This is a genomic window from Pseudomonas baetica, from assembly GCF_019733355.1.
GTDB classification, from domain to species: domain Bacteria; phylum Pseudomonadota; class Gammaproteobacteria; order Pseudomonadales; family Pseudomonadaceae; genus Aquipseudomonas; species Aquipseudomonas baetica_A.
Genome location: NZ_JAIHLQ010000019.1, coordinates 99,864 through 122,790 on the forward strand (window position 1 = coordinate 99,864; position 22,927 = coordinate 122,790).

Below are 22,927 nucleotides of genomic sequence, written 5' to 3' on the forward strand. Positions count from 1 at the left end.
GAGAGTCAAGGAGACGATTGCCGATGAGCCTTTACCCCCCTGCCATGGCGTTGCTGCTTTGTGGACTCTGTATCGGTGCCCACGCCGAGCCGCTGGACGAACCGCTCATCCCCCTGCCCGCAGCGCCGTTGCAGGATGCCCGGCGCGTTGAACTTGGTCGCCGGTTATTCCACGAGCCACGGTTATCGATCAACAACAGCCTGTCCTGCACCAGTTGCCACCAATTGGACAAGAACGGTGCCGACAATCGTGCCTTGTCACTGGGTTTCGACGGCAAACCGGTGGCCGTCAACACACCGACGGTGTTCAACGCCAGCCTGAACTTCCGCCAGTTCTGGGACGGCCGCGTCGAGACGCTCGAGGAACAAAGCGACGTAGTCATTACCAGCCCCCATGAAATGGGCAACGACTGGAGCACCGTCGTCGAACGCATCGCCAACGACGCCGACTACCGCCGGGACTTCGCCGCGACCTTCCCGGGCGGCGTGACCAAGGCCAATATCCAGCAAGCGCTGTCCACCTATGAACGCACCTTGCTAACCCGCAATTCCCGCTTCGATCAATACCTGCTGGGCAACACGGACATCCTGACTCTGGAGGAGAAGTACGGCTACCAGCGCTTCAAGGAATACGGCTGCATTGCCTGCCACCAAGGGGTGAACATCGGCGGCAACATGTTCCAGAAATTCGGTGTGTTCGGCGACTACATTGCCGATCGCGGCAACCCGACAGTGGCCGACCAGGGACGTTTCAATGTCACTGGCGACGAAGCGGATCGTGCCGTGTTCAAAGTGCCGAGCCTGCGCAATGTCGCAATGACCGCGCCGTACTTTCACGACGGCTCGGCGCCCACCCTCGAACGGGCGGTGGACGTGATGTTCCAGTACCAACTGGGGCGCATGCCGAGCGACGAAGACAAGACCCTGATCATCCTGTTTCTCAAGACCCTGACCGGCCAATGGGAGGGCAAGCCATGAAGAACATCTCACGCCACACCAGCCTGCTGTTGCTCACACTGGTTGCGGTGGTGCTGGCCTCGATCCTGCTGTTTCTTTATTTCAAGTCAAGCTCCGAACAAACCATGACGTACACCGAGTCAAGGGACCTGGTCCGGCAGATCAAACAGCAGAACGCTCTGTGGGAAAACGAGATTCTCAAAGCCAGGGTGGCGATCTCGCACAACTACGACCCCCTGGTATCGCCAATGAACGAGATGACCCGGCTCTGGGAGCGCTTCGACTCCCTGGAGTCCGGGCATGGTCGCAACGACTCCGCACAATGGAACGACGCCCATGAGGGATTCCTGCACGCCATGCAGGAAAAAATCAGCCTGGTCGAACAGTTCAAGTCGCACAACGCCCTGTTGCGCAACTCTCTGGCCTTTTTGCCAACCGCCGAAGACGACATCCAGGCGCAACTGGCCAATCTGCCTGATTTCGACAAGTTGCAGTTGCAGAACATCACCACCGATACCTACGACCTGCTACTCAGTGCCCTGGAGTTCGCCCAAGTCACCTCCGCCGACAAAGCTGCCGACATCGAGTTAGGGTTGAACAAACTGGCAGTGAATGCACAACGCCTGCCCGCGGAGTTTCAAAGCCCGATCAGGATCATGAGCAATCACATCGCCCTGATTGCGCGCGAGCAACCACGGGTCAATCAGTTGCTCGAAAACATCGAAGCCATTCCAGTGGCCGAACGTCTGGACAACATCACCACCATGCTTGACCTGGATCAGCAACGGGTCGAAGTCATCGAAAGGAAATACCACTTCTACCTGCTGCTGTTTTCCGTGCTGTTGATGATGTCGCTGATATGGCTGGCCGTTCGCCTGATCCGCAGTTTCGCCGAAATCAATCGGGTCAATAGCGCCTTGCAGACGGCCAACGATGCGCTCGAGCACCGGGTCGAGGAGCGCACCCGCGAGCTCAAGAACGCCCAGAGCGAATTGCTCGACGCCGCGCGCCAGGCCGGTATGGCGGAGATCGCGACCAACGTGCTGCACAACGTCGGCAATGTGCTCAACAGTGTGAACATCTCTAGCGATCTGATCGCGCGAAAGCTGCGCGCCAGCAAGTCACTGGGATTGGGCAAGGCCATGCAATTGATCAACGAACATCCGCACGACCTCGGTTATTTCCTCAGCGAGGACGCCAAGGGCAAATTGCTGCCCGGTTACCTCAATCAACTGGTCGGCGCGATCTCTCAGGAACAGCAGGAAATGGTCGACGAATTGAACCAGATGAACAAAAGCGTCGACCACATCAAGGACATCGTCGCCACCCAGCAGTCCTATGCCGGGGCCAACAGCATGACCGAGCCGCTGTTCATCAACGAACTGCTCGAAGACGCCCTGCGCATGAACGCCGGAGCCCTGACCCGGCATCACGTCACGGTGGTCAAGGAATACGCCGAAGTGCCGCAAGTGATGGGCGACAAACATCGCTTGCTACTGATCCTGATCAACCTCATCAGCAATGCCAAATACGCGATGTCGGACCTCAGCAACCGCCCACGCACCATGACCCTGGGGGTCAGAATCGCGGATGAAAACTTCCTCGAAATCAGCGTCCGGGACGATGGCGAGGGCATAGAGCCGCAGAACATGACGCGCATCTTTGCCCATGGTTTCACCACCCGCAAGGAAGGCCACGGGTTCGGCCTGCACAGCTGCGCCCTGGCGGCCATCGAGATGAACGGCCATCTCACCGCCCACAGCGACGGGCCGGGCAAGGGTGCGTTATTCACCCTGCAGATCCCCCTGATCAACGTAACGGAGAACGCATGAGTGAGCTTTCGAATCGCCGCATTCTACTGATCGACGACATGCCTTCGATTCATGAAGACTTTCGCAAGATCCTCGCTCCGGCGGCACAGTCGGTGGAACTGGACGAAATGGAGGCCGCACTGTTCGGCACCCCGGCCCGAACCGAGCGTCCTCGGTTCGAGCTGGATTCGGCCTATGGCGGCGAGGAAGGTCTGGGCAAACTGGTTCAGGCCATGCAAGAGCAGCGCCCCTACGCGCTGGCTTTCGTCGATATGCGCATGCCCGATGGCTGGGACGGTGCGAAAACCATCGAACACCTGTGGAAAGAGGATCCGCAGTTGCAGGTGGTGGTGTGTACCGCGTACTCGGATTACTCCTGGGACGAACTGCTGGAACGCCTGCACGCTCATGATCGATTGCTGATCCTGAAAAAACCGTTCGACAACATCGAAGTGCAACAGATGGCCAACACCCTGCTCACCAAATGGCAGATGACTGAACGGGCCTCCCTGCATATGCACAATCTGGAACATCTGGTGGATCAGCGCACCGCCCAGTTCAAGCAGGCCAGCGAAGAACTGCAGAGAGAAGTCGACGAACGCAAGCAATTGGAAGGACAACTGGTGCAATCGGAAAAACTCGCTTCACTGGGGCAACTGGCGGCGGGCGTGGCCCATGAAATCAATAACCCGATCGGCTTCATCACCTCCAACCTCGGCACACTGGACGGCTACTTCAAACAATTGCTGACCATGCTCGACGCCTACCAGACGCTCGGGCACGCCACGGACAGCGAATCGGCGGCACGGCTGGAGCAATTGCGCAAAGACGTCGAACTGGATTTTCTGCTCGAGGACATTCCCGTGCTGATCCGCGAATCCAAGGACGGTATCGGCCGGGTCGGGCAGATCGTCAAGGACCTGAAAGATTTCTCCCGGGTCGACTCCAACCAGCAATGGCAGTGGGCCAATCTGCAACAAGGCATCGAGTCGACCCTGAACATCGTCGCCAGCGAACTCAAATACAAGGCCGACGTGATCAAGGAGTATCAGCCGTTGCCAGACATCGAGTGCCTGCCGTCGCAAATCAATCAGGTCATCATGAACCTGGTGGTCAACGCGGCTCAGGCCATGGGGCAGGAACGCGGCATCATCACCCTGCGCACCGGGCAGCAGGCCGACATCGCCTGGGTTGAAGTGGCCGATACCGGATCAGGTATCGCACCGGACACCCTGCAAAAAATCTTCGACCCCTTCTTCACCACCAAACCGGTCGGCCAGGGGACTGGTCTCGGTTTATCCCTGTCCTACGGCATTGTGAAAAAGCATGGCGGAGACATTTCGGTGCGCAGCGAGTTGGGCGTAGGTACAACCTTTCGCATCGAACTGCCGATGCGCCAGACCCCGTCTGCCGCCTGATCCCTGCGGGAAAGGGCCTAGGCGTGACACTTTCGATTGACACCATCACCTGCCACCGCGCCGTCGGGCGTTTGATGCTCAGCGGTTGCTCCAGCAAAGAATTCGCCCGTAAGCTGGAAATCGCCGTATAAACCGTGAAAGCCCATAAGAAACACCGGTACAGCAAACCGGGGATCACCTCCCGGGCCGAGCTGTTTTCGATTGCTCTTCAGGCGCAGAACGCCTGATTGCAGCGCTTTCACGAGCAAGCCCGCAGCCACAGAGAATCTGCGGCGGGCCACATCCATTGAGTCCGAACCAAGGAACCCGTATGAGCCTGTCCCTCCTGAGCCGCTACGCCTTCTTTGCCGTCTGCGTGATATTCACTCTCGCCAGCCTGCCTTTCCTCGAACACGACTGGCTTTGGCCGATCACTGCCGTGACCGGCGTATTGAGCCTGGTCGGCCTGTTCGACTTGATGCAGAGCCCGCACGCGGTACGCCGCAATTACCCGATCCTGGGCAACATTCGATACCTGGTCGAAGGCATCCGCCCGGAAATTCGCCAATACCTGCTCGAGTCCGACAGCGACGCCCTGCCCTTCTCCCGCGCCCAGCGTTCGCTGGTGTACTCGCGGGCGAAGAATGAAAGCGCCGACAAACCGTTCGGCACGCTGATCGACGTGTATCAATCGGGTTTCGAATTCATCGGCCACTCGATGCGCCCGGCGCCGTTGAGCGACCCCAGCAGTTTCCGCGTCACCGTCGGCGGCCCGCAGTGCACTCAACCGTACTCGGCGTCGGTGTTCAACATCTCGGCGATGAGCTTCGGCTCGCTCAGCGCCAACGCGATTCGCGCACTCAATCAGGGCGCGAAACTCGGCAACTTCGCCCACGACACCGGTGAAGGCAGCATCAGCCCGTATCACCGCGAAAACGGCGGCGACCTGACCTGGGAACTGGGCAGCGGCTACTTCGGTTGCCGCACCAGCGACGGCCGTTTCGACCCGGAACGCTTCGCCACGCAAGCGCAAAACCCGCAAGTGCGGATGATCGAAATCAAGATGAGCCAAGGCGCCAAACCCGGCCACGGCGGGATTCTGCCCAAGCACAAAGTCACCCGGGAAATCGCCGAGACTCGCGGCATCATGATGGGCGAAGACTGCGTCTCGCCGTCACGCCACAGTGCGTTTTCCACGCCAATCGAAATGATGCATTTCATCCAGCAACTGCGTGAACTGTCCGGCGGCAAACCGGTGGGCTTCAAGTTCTGCCTCGGCCACCCGTGGGAGTTCATGGGCATCGCCAAAGCCATGCTCGAAACCGGCATCCTTCCCGACTTCATCGTCGTCGACGGCAAGGAAGGCGGCACCGGCGCGGCCCCTGTGGAATTCACCGACCACATCGGCGTGCCGATGCGCGAAGGTCTGCTGTTCGTCCACAACACCCTGGTCGGCCTGAACCTGCGCGACAAGATCAAACTCGGCGCCAGCGGCAAGATCGTCAGCGCCTTCGACATCGCCAGCGTGCTGGCCATCGGCGCCGATTGGGCCAACTCCGCGCGCGGCTTCATGTTCGCCATCGGCTGCATCCAGTCGCAAAGCTGCCACACCAATAAATGCCCGACCGGCGTCGCCACTCAGGATGCCTTGCGCCAACGCGCACTGGTCGTGCCGGACAAGGCGCAGCGTGTGTTCAACTTCCATCGCAACACGTTGAAGGCTTTGGCGGAAATGCTCGCAGCGGCCGGACTGGAACACCCTTCGCAACTGTCGGCCAAGCACCTGGTACGACGCATGTCGGCGACCGAGATCAAACTGTTCTCGCAACTGCATGTGTTTTTGAAGCCGGGGGAATTGCTCACCGGGGAAGTGAACGGCGAGTTTTACTCGCGGATGTGGCAGATGGCGCGGGCAGACAGTTTTGAGCCGATGGAAGTGGCAGTGCCGTAATTGCACTTTGGCGTACCTACGCTATTGAGTAGGTACGCCCCTCTCCGAGCCTATGGTTTCAGTGAGCGAAACTCCAACAAGCGCACCTCATTCAGTTCTTCCTTGCTGATAAGTACAGCGTTGAACTGCTTTAAAAAAACCTCATCCGACTCCAGGCTTGGAATATATGTTGTTTCCAGAACATAAAATTTTTCCGGCGACCGCATAGCGTTCAGGTCGGACGCAATTTTTTTGAAATCTCCAACATGCACAGGGGACCCTAGCAACTTGAAATACACTCCAAACTGAATATCATCACTCGAATAAACCGGAACACCATGACCTTTACTGATAGCCGACTCGACAATTTCACGCATTTGCATACTATTAAAAGCCGGGTTCTGCCCCTGCACAAATTTACTGCCGCCCTTAAACACCGGTGTTGCAGAAAAGCATAAAAACACAACAAGCACTAACATCCTGACTGCTTTATCTTCGATACCCTCGATAGCAAAAGCAATCAACAACAATACAACCGGCAGTAAAACAATAAAATTTCGAACGGTTGTCACAGGCGTAAAATAAACAGAGCATACATACGGCACCACCACACCTAACATCAACCAGAACGCCAGCAGCCGAAAGGCTTCTTTTTTTCGCTCACTTACTGTCAGCGACACGAATCCGGCAATGAACATTATTGCCGCCATGAATGCCAAAAATGCATTGCCAAAATATTCAGAAAAAACCACAAAGAAAAAAGTTTCGCCCGGGGGGCGAATCCAGAAGTCTTGGCGACCGAAGGCCATTTCCGTATACGACAGCCCCGGAAGGACGGTTAAAACGGTAAAAAAACCTGCGCCCAAAAACCTATAAAAAATATCGAGGGCAAGGTCTTTTTTCAGCAACATGTAGAGTGCAAGACACGCCTGAGAAAACACCGCCAGATAACCAAAATAATGGGTATTTACCAACATGGCAGAAACAACAAAATAACCCAAAAAATCAATAAATCCGGACTGCCTGACACAACGTATAAATAGCCAAAAGGACACAACCGTTAAAAACACCAAAAGCGCATAAGAGCGAGTTTCATTAGAGTATCGAATCAGGAAATAATTAACTGCCACAAGCCAGGCAAACAGAACACCTACCTGTTGATCAAACAGTTTGCGCCCCAAAAAAAACACACTCGGAATCAATAACACACCGAGGGAAGCTGACAGATATCGCCCTGTAAACTCCCCAAAGCCAAAGCAATGATAATAGACCCATAGCAAAACCTGATAACACGGGGGATGAACGTCACTTAAAGTCGCGCGATAAACATCAACAAAATGATGATCAGGATCACTGACCGAAACGCTAAAGGCCTCATCAAGCCAGAGACCTCCAGAATCAATATGACGCAATCGCAAATAAACCCCTACCAACATCGCTGCTACCAGTGACATATAAACCGCTAGCGGTCTGCTCTCAAGTTTAAACTTCATTCCCTTATTGCTCCTGATTAGTCACGCGACTTGATCATTCCCTATATATCGACCTTTATTCTCGACAACGCCACAGCGCCTACCCCAACCGCGAGCCACAACGTCGCCAACCGCAACAACATCGTCGCCGCAATCGCATCCGGCAACGCCACGTCACCCGACACCAGTAACGTCACCATCACCGCTTCGGCACTGCCCAACCCGCCGGGCATAAAACTTAATGCCCCGGCCAACATGGAAACGGCATAAATGAACATCGCGAATGTCAGAGGTATACCCGCGCCCATGGCATTGAGAATCCAGTAAAACGCCAGCGCTTCCAGCCCCCAGGTCAGAAGACTCAACAACGTCGCGCCGATCTGGCGACGTGGGGTGTGGCAACTGTGGGACTGGTGCAACACATGAACGACATGACGCAACAGGCGGGGAAACCAGCCGCTCCTTTGTTCGACCCGCCGATCAAGGGCACTGACAAGACCTGGTCGGGACACCAGCAAGACGCTGCACGCCAATAGCACCAGACAGGCGACGATCATCGACAACCATTCGGGATGCGCGCTCAGGCCGAACAAGGCCAATGCCACCATCGCCAGCAAATCCGACAGGCGCTCACTGAACAGCGCGGCAAAACTGTGTGGATAAGGCACGTCCCACCGCCTGAGCAAAACCCCGCGCAACGCCTCGCCAGCCTTGCCGGGGGTGGTGGTCAAGGCGAATCCTGCCAGATAGATTTTCAGACTCGGCCACCAAGGCAGTGGATGGCGCAGGGCATTGAGATAGATCTGCCAACGCAAAAATCGCAAACCGTAGCCAAGTAGAACCAGCCCGACGATTTGCCCACCCTGCCACCACCCCACTCGACTGACGGCCGCGCTCACGGCCGACCACCCACCCCACAGGGAAACAGCCAGGTACGCGAGGGCGGAGCAGACCACCGAACCGATCAGCACCCGATAGCGCCACCCGGAGAGCATCAGCGCCTGGTTCATAGATTCAGCCTCTTGAAAATCGGCTGCGGTATGGCCCGAATCAACCACATGATCCACGCCCAGAATCCGGGTACATAAAGCACCGTCCTCTTGCGTTCAATACCTGAAACGATTCGTCGGGCAACGGCATCCGGTTGCGCAATCAGCAGCGCCGGTATCGCCAGCCCTTGAGTCATCGGCGTATCGACAAAACCGGGTTTGATAGTGATCACGTGCACTCCCGATTTGAACAAGCGTGCGCGCAACCCCTCGCAAAACGCGGTAACCGCCGCTTTGGCTGCGCCATACACATAATTGGAAGGGCGTCCGCGATCGCCGGCAACGGATGAAATGACGGCTAACGTGCCACGGCGCTGAACGGCCATGCCATTAGCCAACAGCGTCAGCAGGGTAATCACTGAAGTGGCGTTATTGGCAAATGCCTTCGCAGTCATCTCAACGGATTGTTCGCACTCACGTTGATTCGGCAAGGTGCCGTAGGCAATCAGGCAGATATCCACTGTCTGCAACGTCGTCAGGCAGCGCTCGAACATGACGGTGTGTTCGGCGGTATTGCTGACGTCCATCACATGCGGTGTCACCGCTCGCGCACCTCGGGCCTGCAGATCAGCGCAGGTTTGCTGCAGCTTTTGCCCATCCCTGGCGACGAGAAAAAACTCGCTCCGTTCAGCCGCCCACAGTCGCGCGCAGGCGCTGGCAATGGCCGATGTGGCGCCCACAATCAATATTTTTTTCATCGCAGAACTCGCTGCCAGAAACGGGAAATCAGGGCCGGGTCGCGCAGTGCTTCCACTTGCTCCCAGGCGGGATAGGCTTGGCGAAAATCACTGCCGCTCATGTGGGCGTCTTTCGCTGGGTACAAACGGCCATGCGCTTCGCGGACGATGGCATCCAGACGCGGCAAGAGCTTTTTCGTCAGGGCATTGTTCTGCGCAAAATCCAATGCCAGTGAAGTGCCCGGCATTGGAAAGGACAGCAGCCCGGGGGACGCCATATCGCCGCAGCGCTTGAGTACAGCGAGAAAGGAGCCGGAACCGCTGCGGGCGATGGAATTGAGTAGCTCGGACAAGGCTGCTTGCGCCACCGAGCTTGGCAAAACACACTGAAACTGCTGGAAGCCCTTGCGTCCGTAGATGCGGTTCCAGTGTTCGATGCCATCCAGTGGATAGAAAAACGGACTGTAGGCGACCGTCCGATATTGTCTGCTGGCCGGTTGTCGCTGCCAGTAATGACGGTTGAACAGTTTCAAAGTGAGCGGATTGATCAGCGACACCGGTGGCCGAATCGGCATGTGCAGCGAACGCGGTACTGCGGCCTGAAGTGCACCCGTTTCGCGATGATCGCCAGCGGTAAAAACACCGCGCCCTCGCGCATTGCCAGTGGCCAGACAGTCGATCCATGCAACGCTGTATTCGTGGCGGGCATCCATCTCGGCGGATAAGGCAAAGAAGTCATTCAGCCCCTCAAAACGAACCCGCGTGGTGTCGATCAGACTGGACTGGATCTTGCGTAGACGGATCTTCACCCAAGTGATGACGCCCGTCAGGCCCAGGCCACCCAGGGTGGCGGCAAACCACTGGGGATTCTCTTTTGGGGAACAGACCATCGGCGGTTGCATGGATCGGTGTAAACCAAAACTCACCACCGAATGGGCAAACGTACCGCACCGGTGATGGTTCTTGCCGTGTACATCATTGGCCACGGCTCCGCCCAGCGTGACATGCCGCGTCCCGGGTGTGACCTGCAAAAACCAGCCATGGGGGATAGACAGCAGCAAAATCTCGCCCAAGGTCACTCCGGCCTCGGCGCAAATCTCACCGTTCTCCCAGTCAGCCTCGATGAAGCGACTCAAGGGACGTAACTGCAACACATGATCACTGACGGCCAGACAGCTGTCGCCATAGCTGCGGCCATTGCCGAACGGCAACGTTGTGCCGTGGGTTTCGATCAACCGCTGCCACTGCGATCCGACGTCAGTTTGCCAGTGGCAGGGGTGGCCGGTTTGCGGGGCAAAGGGGAAATTGCCCCATGACGAGAGTGACAAGGCCACGCGCGCTCGTTCATAACCGGCTTTCGCTGAATTACTCGACATAGTTGATCTCAAACTTATCGCTCGAATTCAGCGCACGAAACTCCGTCAGCACCGACTTAAGCTTGTCAGCGGATGCAGCGTCCACGGCATAAAGAGAGACAGAGTCCTGCGCTGAAGTGATATTCGGAACAGCCAGTTTCAGACGGGCAATCTTTATAAAATTCGCGGGCCGCTGACGGAACCAGCCATCATAAATAAAAGCGTATTTAACATTGTGTTGCTTCATCAAAGCGCCAATCCAAAGCGAGTTGCTTTCCGCGCGCTTCAATTGCAACGCCTCATAACTCGCCAGACCGCCAAGATCCAATACATATTGATCGGTCGCCAATGAAACAAGCCCGAGATCATTAACTGCCAACGGCTCATTCAACCGAGAGGCAATTTTTGACATTACGTATTGCTGGTTATTGATATTCGCCGACGCCCATGGGGTACTCAACGTCACGTAAAAAAGCCCAGTAAAGGCCAATGGCAAACAACTGAAAACCATCACCATGCAGCGATCACTGAGATGCCTGCTACAGGCCGCTAGAAAAAACATGGCAATAAAAGCAAGCCAATAAATCTCATATCGACCGTACCACCCCGTCTTGCCAAATAGTGTATGACATAGAGTGACACTTAACAGCAGCATGATCAGCGACGTTCTACCTGAGTAATACCAGCAGAACATCAAGACGGCGAAGATAACCCACCCACCTTGCCTGCATTGATCCAGCGCATGTTCGGCAAGGGATTGCAGGCCAGAAATATCCGACTTTGCCAGTACCGAAGAGGGTAATAACCCCAGCCCCAGGCTGTTCAGGAAAAAGCTGAAGGATGCCAGGGCCAGCAGTATCGCGATACCGCAATACAATGGTCTGCTGCGTTCACCATTCAACAAGAGATAAACCAATGTGGGCAATGAAATCGCCAAACCTTCGTAGCGTACCAATGGCAGTAAAAAAATCGCCAGGTAGAGAATATTTGGCAACTTTGTCTCTTCAATAAACTCCTTGCGCACCATGCCGGCGGCAATCAAGCTCGTCAGATAAACTTGCAGGCTATGCTCCATCCCGTTAAAAATCAGCCCGAAAATATTTATTGAAAAAAAAGCCCACACGTCACCACCAGAGGAAACTGACATCTCAGACGCTTCAACAAATCAACCACCAACAGAAATGTCAGAAACGCAAAAACAACATTGATCACCAACGGTACATAAAAAAACGCACGCCCCCACATTGAAAAAGGCGCGAGCATAAAAGGCCATATAATACTTGAGGATGGAGCGGAATACTCTCCAGCGTTTATGCCGTAATGCCCAGCCCATATATGTTTGGCCAGCGCCATATGGATATAAGGATCATCCAGCGTATAAATCATCACACCATGGTTCATGACCAGGATCGATAGAAACAACAAACCTGTCGGTACAAAAAAAACCAATAGGGCAGTCGATAGCCCTGAAGCGCTCACAAGTGAGCGTGCGCAAACATGGGTGTTTATTTCACTCATTGGCGAAGTCCTTTTCGAACCCGATTAATGAATCCCCAAACAGACCTGTCAATCGCCTTAGGCACTTTGTTCGTTGGTTGATCCGTTTCATGCCGCCGCCCAGAAAATCAGGCAGAACACCGCCCCCATCGCCAGACTCAAGCGATCGCGCAGTGCGAACACCACCGGGTCGTCATTCATTCGGCCGCGATGGGTCAGCAGCCAGATCCGGGTGATCCACAGCAGCAACACAGGGCAGGCAAGCCAGATCCATCGTGGATGCGCATAGAGCGCGATGGTCGCGCTGTCATGGATGTACAGCGCCAGCACCATGACGGTGAGATAACCGGACGCAGCGCCCAATGATGAAAGCATGGCCAGATCGGCGGGAAAGTAATCCCGGCCACCGGTTTTCCCGGTGATGCCACTGTGCAGGGCGACCAGCAGTTCGGCATAGCGTTTGACCAGCGCCAGACTCAAAAACATGAACATGGAGAAGGCCAGCATCCAGCCAGTCAATTCCAGTTCAAAAGCGGCGCCACCGGCAATGATGCGCAGGGTGTACAGCAGCGCCAGGGTAATCACGTCGAGCGCCATCAGCCGCTTCAACACCAGTGAATAAATCAGTGTCAGCACGTAATAGCAGGCGAGCACCGCCACGAATGAGCGAGGCAGCCAAACCCAGGCGCCCGTGAAGGACACCAGCAAGAGCAAAGGAAAAACCATCAACCCGGACTTGATCGACAAAGATCCACTGGCGAAGGGTCGATGGCGCTTGGTTGGATGCTTGCGATCATCGGCAAGATCGAGCAGGTCATTGAGGACGTAGACACCCGATGCACACAATCCGAAAAACACGAAAGCCAGCACGCCGTGCCAAAGCGGCAGTGGATTGGCCAGTTGATGGGCGGCGAGCAGAGGGACAAAAATCAGCGCGTTCTTCACCCATTGATGAATGCGCAAGGCTTTATACCAACTCCTGAATGTCGTCGCGTCAGAGCGGATCACCTGAGCAATGTTGCCCAGGTGCCGAATGGCACGCTCGACGCCCGGGAACGGATTGACGACATAGGCATGCCTGGCGGAGCGCCATATCGGCAGATCGTCGAATGAATTACCGACGTAGTCGAACCCTTCCTCACCGTACAACGTCACCAGCACATCACGTTTGTGCGCCCCTGACAGGTTGCGCTCAAGCGTCGTCCCCAACACCTCATCAAACACCTGAAGGTGCTCGGCAATGCGCACTGCCAATGAGTAGTGGCTGGCCGTAGCGAGGACTATTTTTCGGCCGCTGTTGCGTTGCGCCTCAATCATCCAGAGTACGTCGGGATCGTAGGGCAAGGTCGCGACATCGATGTCCGTTGATTGCGCCAACTGCTCTTTCAAATACGCTTTGCCATGAGTGAGCCAGGCCAGCGGTTTCAGACATTGCAAAGGCTTGCTGCGCACAAAGGCCATTGCGCATTCGAACAGCAAATCGGACTTGAGGAGAGTGCCGTCCAGGTCGACCACGAAAGGTTGTGAAGTCACACGAGACTCGGACGCTGGAAGGCAATCAGTCACTGATACGTTCATATCCGACGCTCCCGAAAGAGCACAAACCGGAAAAAGCAGCACCCCAACAAAATATTCATCAGTGAAAAAAAAGCCACCGTCACCAAGCCGGGAAGATGACAGGCATCGGCAATCACGCCCACGCCGAAACTCACCGCGCCCATTGCGCCGACAAACATCAGGTAAGCGAACACCGACGTTTCTCTCTCGAACGTGTAAAGCGCGTTCACGTAAAACGAGAACGCAGCGGCCACGCAAAACGCCGCAAAATTGCTGGATGCCTGATCGAGGCCGACCGCGGTGCAGAGCACGAAAAATATTTGCCAGTGGATCAGCGCATCTGCAAAGCCGATCACGCCGGTTGCGGAGAATCCTTTCATGTCCGTTCCTTGCTGACTCCGACTTGTCGGGTCTTCAAGCTAGGCCATGGCGCAGGGGCGGTCTACTGTCAGAAATTACAGGTACGAGGGTTATTCCGACCAACGGTTATACGTATTTCATCCGTGCAGCGACCGCGCCGCCCTAATAAAAAAGCCCCGATCTCTCGACCGGGGCTTCGCCGTTTCAACGTCCTTCACTTACGAAGCCGAACGCACCGCGCCTTGCGACACCTGGGTCGGTTGCAGCTTGAACACGTAGAACAACACCGTCAGCACCACCAGGAATGCTGGGCCCACATAGAGCGCCACGCGGGTGTCGGGGAAGTACGCCATCAGGCCGACCACCAGCACCAGGAACGCCAACGCAAAGTACGAACTGACCGGGTACAGCCACATCTTGTATTTGAGGGCGGCACGTTCGCTGGCGCTCAGGCCTTTGCGGAATTTGAGCTGGGCCAGCAGGATCATGACCCAGGTCCAGATTGCGCCGAAAGTGGCAATCGACGTCACCCAGACGAAGACTTTTTCCGGCACCAGATAGTTGAGCAATACACCCAGCAGCAGTGCGCCAATCGACAGCAGCAATGCGCGACGCGGCACGCCGTTATTGGACGTCTTGGCAAAACCGGCCGGGGCCTGACCATTCTGCGCCAGGCTGTAGAGCATGCGCCCGGTGCTGAAGATGCCGCCGTTGCACGACGACAATGCCGCCGTGATCACCACGAAGTTGATGATGCCGGCTGCGGTCTTGATGCCCAGACGCTCGAACGTCATCACAAACGGACTGCCCTGAGTGCCGATTTCGTTCCATGGGTAGATCGACAGGATCACGAACAGCGCACCGACGTAGAACAGCAGAATCCGCCAGAACACCGAGCCGATGGCATCAGGGATGGTCTTTTGCGGGTTCTTCGCTTCGCCTGCGGTCAGGCCGATCATCTCGACGCCGAGGTAGGCGAACATGACCATTTGCAGGGACATCAGCACGCCCTGCACGCCGTTTGGCATAAAGCCGCCGTGGCTCCACAGGTTGGAAATTCCCAACGCGACGCCGTCGTTGCCGAAACCGAAGGCGATTACGCCGATGCCGCCAATCACCATGGCGATGATGGTGACGATCTTGATCAGGGCGAACCAGAATTCGAATTCACCGAAGGCTTTGACCGCGATCAGGTTGACCGACCCCATGCTGATCAGCGCCGCGAGGGCCCAGATCCAGCGCGGCACATCGGGGAACCAGATGCCCATGTACACGGCGACGGCAGTGATTTCCGCGACACAGGTCACCAGCCACAGGAACCAATAATTCCAGCCAGTGAGAAAGCCTGCCAACGGGCCGAGGTAGTCTTGCGCGTAGCGGCTGAACGAACCGGCCACCGGGTTATGCACGGCCATTTCGCCGAGGGCGCGCATGATCACCAGGATCGCCAGACCGCCAAGAATGTAGGAGAGCATGATCGCCGGGCCGGCCATTTCAATGGCCTTGGCCGAACCGAGAAACAGACCGACGCCGATACAGGCTCCGAGGGCCATCAGCCGAATATGCCGTTCGCCGAGTTCGCGTTTAAGCGGACCGCCCTGAGCGGTTTCGCCGTGAGGCAGGTGATTGCCAACTGGCATAGGGGTGCAACCTCGTCTTGTTATTGGATATGGCCACCGAGTGTTCAAGCGTTGGCCGATTAGCCTTGGCTCGTTGAAAACCGCGTCTGCTTCGTGGGCAAACGCGTCTTGCAGGACAGCCTGCAAGATCAGCGGGGCGTCAGTATAAAAACCTTGTCGTAGGTCTTTTCACTCTATAAACCACAAGATTCAGCGGGAGTTGTCGCAAGAATGCCAGTAGACCCGGCGGATCAACTGGCAAATGTAGGAAAACTCGCCACCGAAAACGGCGGCGAGTATTGCACAACCTTGGTGCGTCGTCTTTTCGTCTGGCGTTTTTGTCCAGGTCGGAGAACCTTGACGAACGCTTTAATGGAGGGTCTGAACCGTGACCAGTTCTTCTGGATCAGGCAGTTCAACAGACGAAAGATTCTCAACGCGGTTGCGGCTAATGGAACTGTTATCAATATCGGCGGGATCAAATTCACTGACATTGAAGTCACGACCACCCCGCTTTCTTCCATAGGTGTTTAACGTCGCGGCCAGCGCTCCGCTTTCCAGTACTTTATGCATGCCCTGCCTCATGGATTCGGGGCTGGAAAACTTCGCAAATCCAGAGTTAGGCTCGTAAAAGAACCACTCTGGTCTACCGTTCCTGACTCTTATACCTGCAAGCATTGCATGGTCTTTTGAGGCCAGCCTGAGTGTTTTCGAATCAGGAGAACTTTCCAGTGCATCGATAATTTCGTCGGCATCCATTTTCTTCTTGGCTGCGCCCATATGAAAAGATTCCTTATTGTTCACCGTATTGTGAAACTCCGTCATGTCGCAGATAAATTCGGTGGATCCAGGCGCTTCTTTCGCCAGGGCAGCTCTGGGAATATTTTTCAGCAGTATGTCTTCGTTTCCATGGTGAATAGCATAAGCCATGGCATTTGAGAGTCCTGCACACTCACCTCTGGAAACCATATTGACGTGAGCCAGATAATGCCCCTGCGAAACAGGAACGACCTCGACAGCCAAACCCTTCAAATCCGCGGCAAGAAGGTTTGAACTATAACGAGCGTCGTTCAGAATTTTGGTTTTTATTTCCTTTGTCAAAGCCCCTATTTCTTCAGGCTTGAGACCAGGCTCTGATACCAATTCAATCAACTCATCAAATTTCATTCCAGGTGTGTAGCCATCGATTACGATTACATTCCCTTGCGTATAACCACGTTCAAAGGCTCGAAGATTATTCCTGTTCCGTGCAAATTCAACATTGTTATGAAAATTCAAATAGATACGGGAGTTTGCCTCACCGCCCAAGGTTCCACCCCAGCAAAAACGTTGAGGCGTGAAATTGCCCGGCGGACCATAAAGCCTGCGGGTGTCCAGGTTGTATGGGTACCAACTGTCATTTTTCAACACCCCCACGCCCTCGATACTTTGCTCACCCACTTTGAAGGTGCCCAGCACTGTCGGCCCGTGCGCCTTAGTGACTCCGAGCAGCAAGTCATACCCGCTCGCAGACGCCCGAAGTCTGTTCAATTGGTGCAGCCCTTTAACGCCCACGAACTTGATCCCCCGACCCAGTAACTGCACGCCTGCCGCTATACCACTCACCGGGTTGAGTTCGCCGATGACAACGGCCCCTATGATTTTCGCTACCTTGAGCGCTTTGCTGATTGCCGAAGCCGTCCTGGCCCCCACTTGTGCCAACTTTGCTGCGGCACCCACGCCTGCGGTGACGAATCCCAATACGTCGAGGAACAGATCAATGGCGCCGTCTACATAGTTACCCTCTACAAAATGGGTAATGGCGGATTTGAAGGGAATCAGGTTGAGCAAAAACTCCATGCGGGATTTCATGGCTGCCAATTCTTTGTCATACGTCGTCTGCCCCTGCGCAGCGTTCAGAATCTTCTCGCTGTCGTAATCAAGATGCTCAACGAAGGCATCAGCAATCGTCAGGGTTCTCTCGCTGGAATAACTTTTGGGAGGCAAGGCCTGCGTCTCGTTGCCTTGCTTGAGCTTCGCAGCGACCGATTCATCAGCGACATAAAAAGGTTCAGTGGTGTACACGGTGCTCGGAACATTCACGTTGGTTCGTTCGGCCACCTGGGCAGGGTCAGAACCACTTTTTTTGATCGAGTCGGCCCCCAAGTCAATGTGATACACACTTACTTTTTTCCCCGTTCCCCGCTCGACTCTCAATGTCAGTGTTGGACTGGTGTACGTCAGGTTTCTGCCAAAAAAGCTCGTACTCAGCTTGTAGGTCTTGTGTTGATAGAAATCGATTTTTCCATATTCGAGGTTTTCTCGGTCTTCCAGCGGCAACTCGGATATGAGGTGTTTTACGGTTAACCGGGCACCTTCCTTGAGGTTGCTCAGTGTCGTTGCAAACTGCTTCCTGAAAGTCTCCCGCACGCGAAGGTTCAGTTCGTTGATGTCGTGAATAACAGCGTTCAGAAGTTTGTCGCTGGATTTCCATCGATAATTGCCATCCATCATTGCAACGTCCAGCAACGAGTACTTGCCCTGCGGCCCTAGCACATCACTCGGCACGGGCGCGAGATGACTTAACACTTTTAACGAGCTGTCCCATTCAAGCGCGGCATGTTCAAACGGAAAGTCTTTGCCAAATTCTTTTTCAAGCCCGGCCAGCGCAATGCTTTGGCGACTTGAAAACACACTTTTCAACAACACTGGCGTATTGAGCCGGTCGATAAATTGAGCATTGAACTGTTCTTTTATTTCACCAAGTTCTACTTCGGTGTAGCGTTCATCGTCTTTCTTTTCTACGGCCACATGGACAACGCCCCAATCGATCAGCGCGATGGTCTGGGCGTACCGGGTAACGGCCGGATCGGTCATAGCAGCACTTTCAGCGCAGATCATGACCTGGGCAAAGGTCATATTCGCGAGCTTCCCCGGACATTGAGCTTCGATCGTCGCAGCGGCCACGGCCAGGTTGAACCACGCCGCACCGCCGTACTTGACGCCATCCGGGATGTCTTTGATCAGGAACAGAGGGGCATTCCTTGCCAACAATGCGTAGGCGCCTAATCCGGCCATTTCAGGGCCGCTGATGAGTTCTTTGATCAAGTGTTCACGTAGTTTGTTGAACACCGCCGAAACCGGTTTCCCCCAATGTTGACGACTGGCCAGATCAAAACCCGCGACGCTGTTGCGTTGAGTGTTTTCAATAGACAACGGATCAAGATTCAAGTGAATGGCGGCCAATGCGTATTCGGTGATGCTGACGTCCGTGGAAATGCCTTTCAAACGGGTTTGTACCGCCATCCCAAGCGCTTGCCCGCGAGCGCTGGCAACGAGTGTTTCCAGTGCCTTGGCAGGATTCCCTAATGTTTTACTGTCAAGCGGATGGTGCAGGTACAAATGCTCCAGCAGTTGTTGCCCTGGCTTCCATAGTTCATCAAGACCTTCGATATAAAGCTGAACAGCGCTCAGCACTTCGTTCTGCTGATCAGTACTCAATGGCATCGGCCAGGACAAGGCTCCACCCAAGTCGCCAAGTGCAGACGGCGAGACACTTTCAGCTTCAAGCCTTGCAGACTCAAGTTGGCTTTCATAACTGGCAGACACCGAACCAGCATCCACCACAACATCATTTGCTTCGATCATACAATCTTCCTTGATAAATAAACGAAGCAAAAGTAAACAACAGGCGCCTTCAAATAAAAAACCGAAAACCGTTACTAACCTTATGTATTACCAAACAAAAGCACTATCCACTTACACACTTCAACTTACTTGAATAATCTTTTAACAATCAGCAACTTCCTCCTGCACTCACGCGCCACAAAAAGTCGCAAGAGCCCGCCTGGCGTCTGGCACCCTCATCGCGACTCTTGGTCCGTGCTCGCTTCACAATTTCCCTCCTGTCGCCCACCACCGTCTAAGCTTCAGACAAGTCCGATCAATCTGCGTGAATGGATCAATCGACTATGGGCGCTTTGTGGCAAACCGACTCGAGTAAAGCCGTGGTTCCGACTGACCGTGTGGATGATGAAGCGCCTGTCCCTGAAAAAAACCGCCGCAACCGGCATGGGTGGAAGGCATTCTGGTTGTTGCTGCTGATTATCCTGATCGTGGTCGGGCTGGCGGCGGCCAAGGAAATGCGCACCTCGCGTTTCCAGGCCCATGAACTCAGCCGCTACGCAGCCTCACTGACCTACAAGCTTGAACCTGGTCCCAGCGAAGCGATTCGCTACCCCGGCAATGGGCCATTCGATTTGCGCCTGGGTTACAGCTCGCTCGATGAACTCCTGCCGCGCCTGCTCAAACGCGATTACGTGATCACCGAGCAGACCCGCTTCTCGCCGGCGCTGCTCAGCTATACCGGCAAGGGCATGTTCGTGCCCTATGCGGAAAAGACTCAGGCCGGACTCTCGATCACCGACTGCCGCGCTGCGCCGCTGTATCAGTACAACTATCCACAGCAGTTGTATTCGAGTTTCGCCGCGATTCCGCCGGCGGTGGTCAACAGCCTGCTGTTCATTGAAAACCGCTTTCTGCTCGACCCCAGACAACCGATGACCAACCCGGCGGTGGACTGGCCGAGGTTCGGCATGGCCGCGTGGTCGCAAGTGGCGAAGTTGCTGCACTTGCCCGGGCAATCGGCGGGTGGCAGCACGCTGGCGACGCAACTTGAAAAGTACCGGCATTCACCTGATGGCCTGACGGTGTCCGGCGCCGAGAAGCTTCGCCAGATGATCTCCGCCAGCGTGCGCGCCTATCAGGACGGCCCGCAAACCCTGACCGCGCGGCAGAACATCGTTCGTGATTACCTCAACAGCGTGCCGCTGTCGGCCGTGCCTGGCCATGGTGAAGTCCATGGCATGGCCGAAGGGTTGCGGGTCTGGTACGGCAGCGACTTCAATAAGGCCAACGAACAGTTGAACAGCCCGGCGACCGACCCGAAAACCATGGCGGATAAAGGCCTGGCCTTGCGTGAAATGCTGTCATTGATGATCGCCCAGCGTCGTCCCTCCCATTACCTGAACAAGGGCCACGAAGAACTCGCCGATCTCACCGACAGCCATTTGCGCCTGCTCAAGCAGAACGGCGTGATCGACACCGCACTCGCCGATGCCGCACTGGCCAGCCAGGTCATCTATCGCGACTGGCAGACCCAGCCCACTCTTCAGCCGATTGAAACCAACAAAGGTATCAACGCTGCTCGTAGCCGCCTGGCCGCGATGCTCAATCGTTCGCTGTACGACCTTGACCGCCTCGACCTCTCGGCCACCAGCACGCTGCAAGGCGACCTGCAAACCCAGGTCACCGCTTACCTGAAAAAACTCGCCGACCCGGCCTACGCCGCTGAAATCGGCCTGCTCGGTGAACGGCTGCTGACGCCTGTCAGCACTGCTCAGGTGCGCTACAGCTTCACCTTGCTCGAACTCACCCCCGACGGCTCGCGAGTGCGGGTGCAGACCGACAGCACCGACCAGCCCTTCGACATCAACGAAGGCAGCAAACTCGAATTGGGCTCGACGGCGAAGATGCGTGTGCTCACCACGTACCTGCAAATCATCGCCGAGTTGCACGACAAGTACAGTGCGCTGAGCGTACCGGAACTGAAAAAGGTCGACGTCCCCGACCAGGATCGCCTCAGCCAATGGGTCATCGATTACCTGATCCAGAACAAGGACCACGACCTCTCGAAAATGCTCGGTGCAGCGCTGGACCGCAAATACTCGGCCAGCCCCGGCGAGGCGTTTTTCACCGGTGGCGGGTTGCACGTTTTTCATAACTTTCGCAAGGAAGACAACGGCCGCATGCCGACCCTGCGCGACGCCCTGCGCGAGTCGATCAACCTGCCGTTCATTCGTCTGATGCGCGATGTGGTGCGTTACACCACTTACTCCGGTCCCAACAGCAGCGCCGAACTGCTCAAGGACGACCGCGACCCAAGGCGTCAGGAATACCTGGCGAGCTTTGCCGACCGTGAAGGTACATCGTTCTTGCTCAAGTTCTGGAAGAGGTACAAAAACAAAGACACCCAGGCGCGGCTCGAAACCTTCCTCGACAGCATGCGTCCGACCCCGATCCGCATGGCCGCCGTGCACCGTTACCTGTTGCCGAACGCGACTCAGGAAGACTTCAACCGCTTCGTGCGCTCGCACCTCAAGGACGCCAAGCTCACTGTAAAACTCACCGACGATCGCCTGATCCGGCTCTATGACGCTTATGGCCCGGGCCGCTACGACCTCCCGGACCAGGGCTTCATCGCCAAGGTTCACCCGTTGGATCTGTGGCTGATGGGTTACCTGCTGAACAACCCGGACGCGACGTTCAGTCAGGTCGTCAAGGCCAGCCACTTCGAACGTCAGGAAGTCTATAGCTGGCTGTTCAAGAGCAAACACAAGGGCGCCCGTGACAGCCGCATCCGCACCATGCTCGAGATCGAAGCCTTCCTGGAGATTCACCAGCGCTGGAAAAAAGTCGGCTACCCGTTCGATCATCTGGTGCCATCGCTGGCCACCGCCATCGGCAGCTCCGGCGACCGTCCGGCAGCGCTCGCGGAGTTGATCGGCACCATTCTCAACGATGGCGTGCGCATGCCGACCCTGCGCATCGACAGCCTGCACTTTGCCGCCGACACGCCTTATGAAACGCGGCTGATCAATGACCCGCATGTTGGCAAACGGGTGATGCCGTCGGAAGTTGCCACCGCCATGCGTGAAGCGCTTTCACAGGTGGTCGACGCCGGTACGGCCAAACGTGTTTCCGGCAGTTTCAAACTGGCGGATGGCAGTCCGCTGGCCATGGGTGGCAAAACGGGTACGGGCGATAACCGCATCGAGGCCATCGGTTCGGGCGGACGCATCCTCAGTTCGAAGTCGATCAACCGCACGGCGACCTTCGTGTTCTACATCGGCGATCACCATTTCGGCACCCTCACCGCGTTCGTTCCGGGGCCTTCGGCCGAGAACTTCAAATTCACTTCAGCCTTGCCAGTACAGGTGCTCAAGGGCATGGCACCGTTCCTCACGCCGTATCTGCAACCGGGCAGCGACCTGCAATGCCACCCCGCACAGAGCACAAACGTTGCGATGATCAATCCGGTACGTCTGAAGACGAGGTAACAAATCGTGTCAGTCGTTTCCGATTCAGCGTGACGTTTTTTCTTCGCAGCGGGTGGTACTTATGTATTTTTCGAATTCGAATTTTCGTCGGGTTGATGCCCCACAGCGCCGTTTGCCGCCTGAACTTTGAACTTTTGTTTTGCCCTTGCG

The 22,927-nt window shown here is 55.8% G+C and carries 15 protein-coding genes and 1 pseudogene; 6 read left to right on the forward strand and 10 right to left on the reverse strand.

The genetic code is table 11. The features are described 5' to 3' along the window. The first annotated feature begins 23 nt into the window (after positions 1-23). The 5 genes and pseudogenes from K5E40_RS18735 to K5E40_RS18755 all read left to right on the forward strand — a co-directional run bounded on the left by K5E40_RS18735 (position 24) and on the right by K5E40_RS18755 (position 6,115). Entirely contained in the window at positions 24-977 is a 954-nt protein-coding gene (locus tag K5E40_RS18735) for a cytochrome-c peroxidase (RefSeq protein WP_221732124.1), read from the forward strand. After that, a complete protein-coding gene (locus tag K5E40_RS18740) occupies positions 974-2,788 on the forward strand; it encodes a DAHL domain-containing protein (protein ID WP_221732125.1) in 1,815 nt (604 codons plus the stop codon). The genes K5E40_RS18735 and K5E40_RS18740 overlap by 4 nt, the downstream gene beginning before the upstream one ends. Next, positions 2,785-4,185 (forward strand): ATP-binding protein, encoded by a 1,401-nt coding sequence (locus K5E40_RS18745; protein ID WP_221732126.1) that lies wholly within the window; start codon positions 2,785-2,787, stop codon positions 4,183-4,185. The genes K5E40_RS18740 and K5E40_RS18745 overlap by 4 nt, the downstream gene beginning before the upstream one ends. Before the next feature lie 62 nt (positions 4,186-4,247). After that, positions 4,248-4,412 (forward strand): annotated as a pseudogene (locus tag K5E40_RS18750) (response regulator transcription factor); the annotation flags it as partial. 83 nt (positions 4,413-4,495) lie between these two features. After that, positions 4,496-6,115: an FMN-binding glutamate synthase family protein gene (locus K5E40_RS18755; protein ID WP_221732127.1), complete on the forward strand. Its 1,620-nt coding sequence runs from the start codon at positions 4,496-4,498 to the stop codon at positions 6,113-6,115. Between the two features lie 50 nt (positions 6,116-6,165). Here the strand turns inward: K5E40_RS18755 and K5E40_RS18760 are convergent, their stop codons facing one another. The 10 genes from K5E40_RS18760 to K5E40_RS18805 all read right to left on the reverse strand — a co-directional run bounded on the left by K5E40_RS18760 (position 6,166) and on the right by K5E40_RS18805 (position 19,307). Then, positions 6,166-7,587: a glycosyltransferase family 39 protein gene (locus tag K5E40_RS18760; RefSeq protein WP_221732128.1), complete on the reverse strand. Its 1,422-nt coding sequence runs from the start codon at positions 7,585-7,587 to the stop codon at positions 6,166-6,168. A gap of 41 nt (positions 7,588-7,628) precedes the next feature. After that, positions 7,629-8,576 carry a lysylphosphatidylglycerol synthase transmembrane domain-containing protein gene (locus tag K5E40_RS18765; protein ID WP_221732129.1) on the reverse strand — a complete coding sequence of 316 codons (948 nt, stop codon included), beginning with the start codon at positions 8,574-8,576 and terminating at the stop codon, positions 7,629-7,631. Further along, entirely contained in the window at positions 8,573-9,313 is a 741-nt protein-coding gene (locus K5E40_RS18770; protein ID WP_221732130.1) for an SDR family oxidoreductase, read from the reverse strand. The genes K5E40_RS18765 and K5E40_RS18770 overlap by 4 nt, the downstream gene beginning before the upstream one ends. Further along, positions 9,310-10,626: an FAD-binding oxidoreductase gene (locus tag K5E40_RS18775; protein WP_311775958.1), complete on the reverse strand. Its 1,317-nt coding sequence runs from the start codon at positions 10,624-10,626 to the stop codon at positions 9,310-9,312. Before K5E40_RS18775 ends, K5E40_RS18770 begins: the two co-directional genes overlap by 4 nt. 31 nt (positions 10,627-10,657) lie before the next feature. Beyond that, positions 10,658-11,794 (reverse strand): hypothetical protein, encoded by a 1,137-nt coding sequence (locus K5E40_RS18780; protein ID WP_221732132.1) that lies wholly within the window; start codon positions 11,792-11,794, stop codon positions 10,658-10,660. Then, positions 11,749-12,165, reverse strand: a complete 417-nt coding sequence (locus K5E40_RS18785; RefSeq protein WP_221732133.1) for a hypothetical protein — start codon at positions 12,163-12,165, stop codon at positions 11,749-11,751. Before K5E40_RS18785 ends, K5E40_RS18780 begins: the two co-directional genes overlap by 46 nt. An 87-nt stretch (positions 12,166-12,252) precedes the next feature. Further along, positions 12,253-13,722, reverse strand: a complete 1,470-nt coding sequence (locus K5E40_RS18790) for a UbiA family prenyltransferase (RefSeq protein WP_221732134.1) — start codon at positions 13,720-13,722, stop codon at positions 12,253-12,255. Further along, entirely contained in the window at positions 13,719-14,081 is a 363-nt protein-coding gene (locus tag K5E40_RS18795; protein WP_221732135.1) for a GtrA family protein, read from the reverse strand. The genes K5E40_RS18790 and K5E40_RS18795 overlap by 4 nt, the downstream gene beginning before the upstream one ends. A gap of 198 nt (positions 14,082-14,279) precedes the next feature. Continuing rightward, on the reverse strand, positions 14,280-15,701 hold the full coding sequence (locus K5E40_RS18800) for an amino acid permease (protein ID WP_221732136.1): 1,422 nt from the start codon (positions 15,699-15,701) through the stop codon (positions 14,280-14,282). A 348-nt stretch (positions 15,702-16,049) separates the two neighbouring features. Beyond that, positions 16,050-19,307, reverse strand: a complete 3,258-nt coding sequence (locus tag K5E40_RS18805) for a hypothetical protein (protein ID WP_221732137.1) — start codon at positions 19,305-19,307, stop codon at positions 16,050-16,052. 323 nt (positions 19,308-19,630) lie between these two features. Between K5E40_RS18805 and K5E40_RS18810 the strand changes: the two genes are divergently transcribed. After that, the gene (locus K5E40_RS18810) at positions 19,631-22,777 is read left to right on the forward strand and encodes a transglycosylase domain-containing protein (RefSeq protein ID WP_221732138.1); all 3,147 of its coding nucleotides are present in this window, start codon (positions 19,631-19,633) and stop codon (positions 22,775-22,777) included. The last annotated feature ends 150 nt before the right edge of the window (positions 22,778-22,927 follow it).